This window comes from Mycobacterium sp. 29Ha (assembly GCF_032883055.1).
Lineage (GTDB): Bacteria > Actinomycetota > Actinomycetes > Mycobacteriales > Mycobacteriaceae > Mycobacterium > Mycobacterium gallinarum.
Map to the genome: position 1 here is coordinate 1 of NZ_JAMQTI010000062.1, position 4050 is coordinate 4050.

2 protein-coding genes are annotated in these 4050 nt (G+C 63.5%); one reads left to right on the forward strand and one right to left on the reverse strand.

All coding sequences use genetic code 11. The features are described 5' to 3' along the window. On the forward strand, nucleotides 1-3125 hold a 3125-nt coding region (locus tag M1248_RS33140), incomplete at its 5' end, for a Helicase associated domain protein (RefSeq protein WP_317150920.1). Between the two features lie 205 nt (nucleotides 3126-3330). Here the strand turns inward: M1248_RS33140 and M1248_RS33145 are convergent. Further along, nucleotides 3331-4050, reverse strand: a 720-nt coding sequence (locus M1248_RS33145) for a uracil-DNA glycosylase family protein (RefSeq protein WP_317150921.1), incomplete at its 5' end; no start/stop codon positions are given.

The following is a 4050-nucleotide window of genomic DNA, read 5'->3' on the forward strand; positions in this document are numbered from 1 at the left end:
CTCTGTACGCCACCCTGGACGGTGAGTCGCAGAAGCGTGGCCGCCAGTTCGAGCACATCTGCAAGTGGTTCCTGGAAAACGACCCCGTCTATCGTCACGAGCTGCGCCGGGTGTGGCTGTGGTCTGAGTGGCCCGGTCGATGGGGCGGGGATGCCGGCATCGACCTCGTCGCCGAGGACCGCAACGGGACGTTGTGGGCGATTCAAGCGAAGGCATACGACCCGAAGTACCGCGTCACCAAGAAGGATGTCGACCGCTTCCTGTCCGAATCCGGCCGGGCGGTGTTCGGCTACCGGATGCTCATCGCCACCACCGACCTCATCGACCGCATCGGCGAGCGCACGATCAACGATCAGGAGAAACGGGTCACGTTCTTCCGGCTCAACGACTTGCGCACCGCTAGCCTTGACTGGCCGAGATCGCCCGCGATGTTGCGGCCTCCGCGACGCCACACGCCGGCCAGGCCGCGCAGGCACCAGCAGCAGGCAGTGCGGGCCGTGGTCAAGGGATTCGAGGATGCCGACCGAGGCCAACTGGTCATGGCCTGTGGTACGGGCAAGACCTTGGCGGCCCTGTTCATCACCGAGAAGCTCGAGGCCAAACGGACTCTCGTTCTGGTGCCGTCGCTGTCGCTCTTAAAGCAGACGCTGAACGTGTGGCGGGCCAACTGCTCGGAAGAGTTCGCCTCTCTGCCGGTCTGTTCCGACGAAACGGTGTCCACCGCCGAGGACGCCCCGATCTCGCACACCAGCGACCTCGGGGTGCCGGTGACTACCGACCCAGAGGCCATCGCCGTGTTCCTCCGGCAACGGTCAGGCCCCCGGGTCATGTTCGCCACCTATCAGTCGTCTCCGCAGATTGCCAAGGCGTTCGCCCTCGGACGGGTTCCTACCTTCGATCTGGTCATCGCTGATGAGGCCCACCGCTGCGCTGGGCCGGCGTCGTCGGATTTCGCCACGGTGCTCGACCCAGCCGAGATCAAGGCAAGGCGGCGCCTGTTCATGACCGCGACGCCGCGCTACTTCACGGGCCGGGTGCTCAAGGCCGCCGACGAGGCCGATTACGAAGTCGCCTCGATGGACGACGAGTCGAAGTTCGGTCCCGTGTTCCACCGGCTCACCTTCGGAGAGGCCATCGAGCGCGACCTGCTCACCGACTACCAAGTCGTCGTCGTCGGCGTCGATGACGACACCTACCGGCAGTGGGCGGAGCGCGGGGTGTTCGTGACGCGGGACGGCAAGACGGTCACCGACGCCCGAACCCTGGCCGGACAGATCGGGCTGGCCAAGGCAATGAGGAAGTACGACCTGCACCGGGTCATCTCGTTCCACTCGCGGGTGAGCCGCGCCCGCAAGTTCTCCGCCGAGATGCCGGAAGTGATCGACTGGATGCCGGCCCGGCAGCGACCGAAGGGCACCCTATGGTCGCGCTTCGCCTCCGGAGAGATGCCCGCCGGTGACCGCTATGTACTGCTCCAGCATCTGGCCCGCCTCGACGACGGTGACAGGGGCCTGCTGTCGAACGCTCGCTGCCTGGCCGAGGGAGTGGACGTGCCGACCCTTGACGGCGTCGCGTTCATCGACCCGCGCCGGTCAGAGGTAGACATCGTCCAGGCCGTTGGCCGGGCGATCCGCAAGTCCGAGGACAAGGCGACCGGCACCGTCGTCATCCCTGTCTTCGTAGACACTGAGACCGACCCTGAAGCCGCGCTGGACAGTTCGGCGTTCAGGCCGGTGTGGGATGTGGTCAAGGCGCTCCGGGCGCACGATGCCGAACTCGGCGAGCAGCTCGACACGCTGCGCCGAGAGATGGGTCGTACGGGCGGCAAGCCGAAAATCCCGGACAAGATCGACCTCGATGTCCCGGCCACGGTAAGCAAGGACTTCGTCGGCGCCTTTGAAGCACGACTGGTGGAGCGGACGACTCAATCGTGGGAATTTTGGTACGGGCTGTTGGCGGACTACATAGCGGTCAAGAAGAGCGCACGGGTACCCGCGAAGTGTCTTTTCAAGGGGCAGAAACTTGGAACGTGGGTTAACACGCAGCGCACGGACTACATCCGGGGATGCCTGGCTCCTGACCGAGTGCGCCGGTTGGAGGAATTACCTGAGTGGTTATGGGATGCCCGCTCCGACATGTGGGAGGAAGGTTTCTCCTACCTGCTCCGATATGCCGACAAGTACAAACACGCTCGCGTGTACAGCTCTGTCATCTTTGAGGGCTACAGACTTGGCCAGTGGGTTAGCGTGCAGCGAGTGAACTTCGCTCGGGGCACACTCGCTGACTCCCGCAGAGCTCGACTAGAGGCATTGCCAGACTGGTCCTGGGCCGTGAAAAGCGATCTGTGGGAGAACGGCTATCGCCGACTCCAGACCTATGTTGAGCAGAACGATGCGCTACCGACACAGAGCTACGTCGAACACGATGGTTACAGGCTCGGTTCCTGGATCACGACTCAGCGGCAGAAGTACACCGATGGGCAGCTAACGAGGGAACAGGTGCGCCGGCTGGAGGAGCTGAGAACATGGACCTGGCATACCTGGGATAGTAAGTGGGAGAAGGGCTTTAGGCGGTTGACGGATTATATGCAGAAGCACCCAAAGTCCCCGCTGCCCACTCAGGCATACATTGAGCCTGATGGGTACAAGCTTGGTTCGTGGGTGGTAGTCCAGAGGACGGTCCATGACAAGGGCATTCTTAGCGCGGAGCGGCAGCAGAGGCTGGAGGCGCTGCCGGGCTGGTCCTGGGAGCCCCTCGCCGAAGCATGGGACAAGCATTATCGAGAACTGCTTGATTACGTCGCGGAGCACGGGACGGCTCGTATACATCAGTCCTACAAGCTTCGCGACGGGTTTCGAATTGGCGGGTGGGTACAGAAGCAGCGCAACAAATATGCGGCCGGGAAACTCAGCGAGGATCGTCAGCGTCTCCTGGAATCGCTTCCTGAATGGCGGTGGAGCAGGTGGGAGGACGACACCAAATCGAGAAGAATGAGAAGACTCACCGCCGATGAAAAAGCGAAATTCCGGCGACTTGCGGCTGCGGGCAGACCAGTTCTCGAACTGGCTGCGGAGTTCGGGATCGGGCGGAGCACCGCCCACCGCCTAGCGGCGAGCGAATCCTAATCATCAACTGGTCGAGGGCATCTCGACGGCGCGAATTGGGCGCTCAACTGCGGGCGGCAGTGGCTAGATCAACTGGATGTGCTGCTGCCCGGCGAGTTGTGGAAGTCGTCAGCGTTGCCTGAGTAACGATGCTGACCCTCGCTGGGCTGCCGACCGTCCCCACCGCGTCAGGGCGGCGGAAGCTCCGCGGTCAGGTGTGCGGTCATCACCGGTCGGCCACCTTCCGGTCGAGTTCGCTGAAACGCCAGTGCTTGCCGGGATATACGCCCGGCTCGCTGTGTGCGTGGTGCAGGTTGTTCATCTCCGCCGCGACCGCCGCCGGCGTCCGGCCCAGTCGGCGTGACAGGGCTTGCACCTTGGGGTGCGTGGCGCCGAGCCTGCCGTACTCGCGGTACAGGTCGTCCACGGCGATCACGTCGGCCTCGGTCCAAGGCTGGCGAGTCGCGTCGTCGCTCTCGAAACTCCACCGCAGCGCCGCTGCCAGGCTCGACACATAGCGGCGTTCGTAAGGCTCGCGTTCTTCCTCCGGCAGCTTGTTGCGCTGCCGTAGGGCTGCCGACGGATGCAGGGTAAACAGAAGCGCAGGGTGGTCGATCTGCTTGCGCGGCGCGGAGAACGGCCAGGGCAGTTGCGACGCTTCGGGATACAGAGTCCGCAACGTGGTCGCCGCGAGCTTACCGAGGCAGATGACTAATTTGGGATGGATGGCTTCGAGTTCGCCCTTCAGGCGGGGGATTTCATTGTCGATGTCCTGCCTCGTGAGCCGATAGTCGTTGGGCGGATGCCAATCGACGACGTTGGTGGTGAACACTTGGTCCTTCGTCCTGCCGGCTTGCTTCAGTGCGCGGTCCAGCAGCCGTCCGCTACCGCCATCAAACGGAATACGCGACTTCTGACGGCCGAGGCTCTCTCCAACGATGACCAC